The following is a 6,126-nucleotide window of genomic DNA, read 5'->3' as shown; positions in this document are numbered from 1 at the left end:
AGCCCCGCCGGCGCTTGAGGCGCAGGGGCCCGGGGACCGGCCCCCGGCAACGGCGCCGCACCAGGCGACCGACCCCGGAGGGGATCAGCGACGGCGGGAGCGCCAGAACAGGTAGACCGCCGAGGAGACCGCCGCGGCCCGCGCCAGCCAGGGCAGCAGGCCCTGGAAGGCACCGCTCAGGGCCTCGTCGGCCAGAGGAGCACCCCACCGCCCGTTCAGCCGGCCCCACAACCACACCACCGCCCCCGCGAACACCACCCCGGGCAGCCCGAAGACCACCCACTTCCGCTCCGCGGCACCCAGCACGCGCGAGGCGTACGCGAGCAGCCAGCCCGCGGCGAGCAGCAGCCAGTACCCGGAGACGGCCCCCGCGACCAGGGCCACCCCGGCGAGCATCAGGAAGGCGTACGGCTTCCGCCTCGGCGCAGCCACCACAGCGGGGACGACCGCCGCGGCTTCGGCCTTCGCCCGGCGGCGGCGTTCGCGCAGGTAGCCCATGAGCGTGGGCCGCCCACCCTCCGGGGCGGCCCCGGCGGAAGCCGGGTCCGCGTCACCGCCGGGTTCACCCGGCCCCGCACCGGGTCCCTTCAGGAGCTCCGGGATCTCGATCCCGCCCGCGAAGCCCTCCACCGTCGATCCCGGCCCGACCGTCCACCAGTCGGGCTCCAGCTTCTCGCCCGCACCCAGTTCGTCGAGCCCCGCGAGGTGCGGCGGCGCGGCCCCCCGCTGCACCGGCACCGCGGGAGCGGCCGGGGCCGGAGCCGAGGGAGGGGGAGGAGGGCCATCGGCCGCCGCGCCCACCGCCGGCAGCGTATCCAGAACCTCCTCGGGCGTGCCGATCCGCTCCAGGATGCTCCGTACCGCCGCCGGAGTCTCCGGTTCGTACTTGGCCCGCCGCCGGTCGATCTCGTCCCGCAGCCCCGCCACCAGCCGCATCCGGTCGCCCGACGACAGGTGCCTGCGCTGCGCCAAGTCCCCGACCCGGCTCAGATATTCGTAGACCAGATGGTCGCTCTCGATCCCCACGCCCCGGCTCCTCCCGTGCCACCTCAAGCGAAGGTAGCGCGTGCGCCCGTGGAGCGGCCGGGGGCGCAGCGGATACCGTTGACCGGATGGGGACCGGCCGACTGACCGGCCGACGCGACCAGGAGGCGACGACCGTGCCTGACCCGAGCACCGCGGGAAGCGCTCCGCGCTCCCTCGCCGAAGCACTGCGCGCCCGCGACGACGACGGGCTCGGCGCCCTGTTGCGCGCCCGGCCGGACCTGCTGAGCCCGGTCCCCGGAGACGTCACGCAGCTCGCCACGCGGGCCGGGACCCGGGCTTCGGTGGTGCGCGCGCTGGACCGCCTGGACCGGTTCGCCCTGCAGAGTGCCGAGGCCCTCGCGGTGGGCCCGGAGCCCTGCCCGTACGCGGTACTGGAGGCCCTGCTCAGCGGCGACACCGGCACCACCTCCGGCGAGGACAACGGGGCCCGCGCCGAACTCCCCCGCGCCCTGGCGACCCTGCGCGAGCAGGCCCTGGTCTGGGGTGACGACGAGCGGCTGCGCCTGGTGCGCACCGCCCGCGAGCTGCTCGCCCCCTCCGCGACGCGGCCCTCCCCCACCGGGCTCGGCCCGACCGTCGCCGAGGCCACGGCGGGCATGTCGCCGACCCGGATCCAGGAGATCGTGGCGGCCGTCGGGCTGCCCCCGACGCACGACCCGGTGTCGGCGGTGACCGCGCTGACGGCCCTGTTCACCGACCCGGAGCGGATGTCGGCGCTGCTCGACGAGGCTCCGGCGGAGGCCCACCAGGTGCTGGGCCGGCTCGTGTGGGGCCCGCCGTACGGGGAAGTGACGCCCCATCCGACGCCTCCGGTGCGCTGGCTGCGCGACCGCGGCCTGCTGTTGCCGGCCACGGCGCGCACGGTGCTGCTGCCGCGCGAGGTGGCCCTGTACCTGCGCGGCGGGCTCGCGCACCGGGCGACGGAGCCGCTGCCCCCGGAGGTTCCCGCGCACCGCGAGCACCGTCCACAGCTTGTGGACGCGAACGCGGCCGGCCAGGCACTGGCCGCGCTGTCGACGGTCGAGGAGCTGGTGAAGTCCTGGGAGCACGCCGGTCCGCCCGTGCTCCGGGCGGGCGGGCTCTCCGTACGCGACCTGAAGCGGGCGGCCGCCACCCTGGACACCGACGAGCCGTCGGCGGCGTTCTGGATCGAGCTGTCCTACGCGGCGGGCCTGTTGGCCAGCGACGGCGAGGCCGACGAGCGGTACGCCCCGACCCCCGCCTTCGACGTCTGGCTCGAACTCCCGCCCGCCGAGCGCTGGTCGGCCCTGGCCGCGGCCTGGCTGACCGCCACCCGGACCCCGGGGCTGGTCGGCGAGCAGGACGCGAAGGGCCGCACGCTCTCGGTGCTCGGCTCGGAACTGGACCGCTCCGCCGCCCCCGAGGTGCGCCGCCGCATCCTGAGCCTCCTCGCGGACCTCCCCGAGGGCGGCTCCCCCGACCCGGCCGTGGCACTCGCCCGCCTCGCCTGGGAGCGGCCGGTGCGCGGTACGAGCGAACTGCGCGCCCGCCTCGCCCGCTGGACGCTGACCGAGGCGGAGGTCCTCGGGGTCACCGGCCGGGGAGCGCTCGCCGCGCCCGGCCGGGCCCTGCTGGAGGGCCGCGACCCGGCACCGCTGCTCGCGCCGCTGCTGCCCGAGCCCGTGGACCACGTACTGCTCCAGGCCGACCTGACGGCGGTGGCCCCGGGTCCGCTGCGGCGGGCTCTCGCCGAGGTGCTGGCCGTGCTGGCGGAGGTGGAGTCCAAGGGCGGGGCCACCGTGTACCGCTTCACGCCCGGATCGGTACGCCGCGCCCTGGACGCCGGCCACACCGCCGTCGACCTGCAGTCCTTCCTCACCGAGCACAGCCGGACCCCGGTGCCGCAGCCGCTGTCGTACCTCATCGACGACGTGGCCCGGCGGCACGGACACCTCCGGGTCGGCGCCGCCTCCTCGTACGTGCGCTGCGACGACGACGGCATGCTGAACGAGATCCTCGCCGACAAGCGGTCCGCGGGCCTCGGGCTGCGCCGCCTCGCCCCGACCGTGCTGGCCGCGCAGGCCGAACCGACCGCGCTGCTCGACGGGTTGCGGGCCATGGGCTACGCCCCGGCCGCGGAATCCCGTACGGGAGACGTCCTGGTCTCGCGCGCCGACGCCCACCGCACCCCGGCCCGCGCCCTGCCCGTACCGGTCCCCGACGGGCCGCCTGTCCCGGACAGAACACTGCTGGGGGCGGCCGTACGGGCGATCCGCGCGGGCGACCTGGCGGCGACGGCGGTCCGCAAGGAGCCGGCTCCTTCCGGCGCCCCGGGTGCCCCCGGCGAACTCCCGCGCACGAGCGCGGCGGAGACCCTGGCGACCGTGCAGGCGGCGGCGCTCACCGGGTCGGCGGTGTGGATCGGCTACGTCAACGCCGACGGCGCCGCGAGCCAGCGGGTCATCGCCCCGGTACGGGTGGAGGGCGGCTTCGTCACCGGCTACGACCACACGGCGGACGAGGTACGGACCTTCGCGCTGCACCGGATCACGGGGGTCGCGGAACTGGCGGAGGACCAGGTGTAGTTGGGGTGCACCCGGAGGAAGCGCCGGGGCGCCCGGAGAGAAATCCCCTGGCCCGGGCCGGGCGTCGGCCCGCACCCTGGAGCCATGTCCGACGCAACCCCCACCGGGCCCACCGGCCCCACCCCCACCGACCCCACCTCCCGGGTCCCCCGCCATCAGATCCGCGCCTCGCACACCGCCGACACCCTCATCGTGTACCAGGCGTACCACCCGCGGATCGGGGTGCCGGCCGCCCGGGAGGGCCGGTTCCCACCCGCTTGGAAGCGGGAGCGGATGACCTGGGTCAAGCCCTCGTTCCTGTGGATGATGTACCGCTGCGGCTGGGCCACCAAGGCCGACCAGGAGACGGTCCTGGCCGTCGAGATCACCCGCGCGGGCTTCGACCGGGCGCTGGGCGAGGCCTGTCTGTCGCACTACGCCCCGGACGTGCACCCCGACCGCGAGGCGTGGAGGCGGGCACTGCGCACCGCCCCGGCCCGCGTCCAGTGGGACCCGGAGCGGGACCCGCACCTGAACCCGCTGCCGTACCGCTCGCTCCAACTGGGCCTGTCCGGGCCCGCGTCACGGGCCTACGCCGACGAGTGGACGGTCTCCATCCGCGATGTCACCCCGCTGGCGCGGGAGGTCCACGGCCTGCTCCGCGCGGGCGAGGAGGAGGCGGCGCGGGCCCTGCTGCCGGTGGAGACTCCCTACCCGGCCGGGCCGCTGGCGCACTTGGGCGCGTAGCGGCGAAACAGGTATCGCCCATTCCACTATCTCCGCAGGTCAGGCCGTAAAAAGAGCCCTTCTCGCCTGTTGCACGGCGGTGACATTCCGACGACGGATTGAAGATGTGATCTGTGTGAGGATCAGCTCATCGCAGCAGCGACCGGGGACATGAGCACCGGGCCGTCGGCGAGAACCACGCACCACCGGCACGGCGTTCAACCGCCGGCCACCTCGCGCAGCCTCTCTTTCTCTGCTCACCTCTGCCTCACCTCTGCACTGCCTCTCGGCCTCTCGGCCACCACTGCCACGTGTTCTTGATGATTCCTGGGGGGAATCCGCCATGTCCGCTCGCTCCGCCGTCTTCCGCTCCGCCGCCCTCCGCTCCGCCACCCTGCGCACCGCCACCCTGCGCACCGGCTCGGCCGCCGTGGTCGCCGCCGCCATCGCCGGCACCGTCCTGACGCCGCTGTCGGCCTCTGCGGACGAGGGCAACCCGAAGGCGCTGAAGACCACGATGAGCGCGCCGGTCCCGAGCGGCCCGCTGACCCGGGGCGGGGCGACGGAGACCTTCGACCTGACGGTGACCAACACGACGGACAAGCCCTCCTCCTACCACCCGTGGATGGTCCTCGACGCCATCGGCGCCAGCCCGCTCCAGAAGGCCGATGTGATCTACAAGGTCGAACCGGTGAGCGCCCCGGCGACCTCCTTCTCGATCGGGCAGCAGGACTACGGATGGCAGGGCATGTTCTACCCGGCGGGCACGAACTCCTCGCAGGGCTTCGAGATCCCGGCCGGCGGCAAGCTGGTCTGGAAGGTCACCATCGGCCTCAACAAGAGCTACCCGACGATCAACGGCGACTTCACCCTGCGGGCGGCGAGCTTCCAGAACGAGATCGCGGACGGCGGCATGGGGTCCCTCACCTTCAAGACCAGCCCGGCGGGCAAGCCCGGCGAGCTCAAGACCTGGTTCGACAAGGCGGCCCCCTGCTCGGACGGCGCGTCCCCCGACTGCCAGGAGCTGGACCTGCACTACCGGGTCACCGGTGACGGCCAGTTCAACTCCGGGCTCGGCACCCGGCTCGACGTGGCCTTGGCCGACCCGTCCCAGGACGTGGCAGCCGACCTCCGGGCGCGCGTCAAGGTCGACGGCGCCTGGAAGGACCTGAAGGGCACCAGCGCCGCCCTGCCGGTCATCGCCAAGGGCTTCGGCGCCGCCTCCGGCGACCACGTCGTGCGGCTGCAGGTCAAGCTCGGCCCGAAGACGCAGCTCAAGAAGCTCACCCCGATCAAGGCGACCGCCTCCGTCGGCCTGTCCGAGGGCAACACCTACCCCTTCCAGGGCGCCGACGGGGAGTTCGTGCTCGGCCCGAAGGCCACCACCCCGCCCACCTCCCCGGCGCCCACCTCGCCGGCCCCGACCTCCCCCGCGCCCACCTCGCCTGCGCCCACCGCCCCGGCCCCGACCGGCTCCGCGACCACCGCTCCCGCACCCACGACGACCCCGTCCACGGGCAACTCCCCCGCGCCGACCGGCTCCCTCGCGCACACCGGCTCGGACTCCAACACCGCCCTGTACTCCGGCCTGGCCGCCGTCCTCATCGGCCTCGGCGGCGCGGCCGCCTGGTTCGCCCACCGCCGGCGCACCGTCCGCGGCTAGTGCTGTGACCGGGAAGGTCCACCGGGTCACAGCACTAGTCATCTCTGGCCACCACCCCGAAGGGGCCCGGCCCGCGCACGGTGGTGGGGGGGGAGCCTTTGGGGTCGGCCGGCCGGAGAGGGGCGGGGGATGGGCGGGGTCGTAGAGTGAGGATAGGAAGAAAGC

General features: G+C 74.9%; 4 protein-coding genes. 3 read left to right on the top strand and 1 reads right to left on the bottom strand.

The genetic code is table 11. The annotated features are described in order from the left end of the window. Positions 1-84: 84 nt before the first annotated feature. The gene (locus ACFWBW_RS32970) at positions 85-1,026 is read right to left on the bottom strand and encodes a hypothetical protein (RefSeq protein WP_385380470.1); all 942 of its coding nucleotides are present in this window, start codon (positions 1,024-1,026) and stop codon (positions 85-87) included. 86 nt (positions 1,027-1,112) lie between these two features. Here ACFWBW_RS32970 and ACFWBW_RS32965 point away from each other — a divergent pair, with 86 nt between their 5' ends. The 3 genes from ACFWBW_RS32965 to ACFWBW_RS32955 all read left to right on the top strand — a co-directional run bounded on the left by ACFWBW_RS32965 (position 1,113) and on the right by ACFWBW_RS32955 (position 5,961). Beyond that, the gene (locus ACFWBW_RS32965) at positions 1,113-3,593 is read left to right on the top strand and encodes a helicase C-terminal domain-containing protein (RefSeq protein WP_385380468.1); all 2,481 of its coding nucleotides are present in this window, start codon (positions 1,113-1,115) and stop codon (positions 3,591-3,593) included. A gap of 84 nt (positions 3,594-3,677) precedes the next feature. After that, complete coding sequence (locus ACFWBW_RS32960) at positions 3,678-4,319, top strand: DUF4291 domain-containing protein (protein WP_385380465.1); 642 nt, start codon at positions 3,678-3,680, stop codon at positions 4,317-4,319. Between the two features lie 322 nt (positions 4,320-4,641). Further along, complete coding sequence (locus ACFWBW_RS32955; RefSeq protein ID WP_385380462.1) at positions 4,642-5,961, top strand: hypothetical protein; 1,320 nt, start codon at positions 4,642-4,644, stop codon at positions 5,959-5,961. The last annotated feature ends 165 nt before the right edge of the window (positions 5,962-6,126 follow it).

The organism is Streptomyces sp. NPDC059957, assembly GCF_042730015.1.
Classification (GTDB): Bacteria; Actinomycetota; Actinomycetes; order Streptomycetales; family Streptomycetaceae; genus Streptomyces.
Note: the sequence above shows the minus strand (reverse complement) of the source record. Positions and strands in the feature narration are given on the sequence as shown.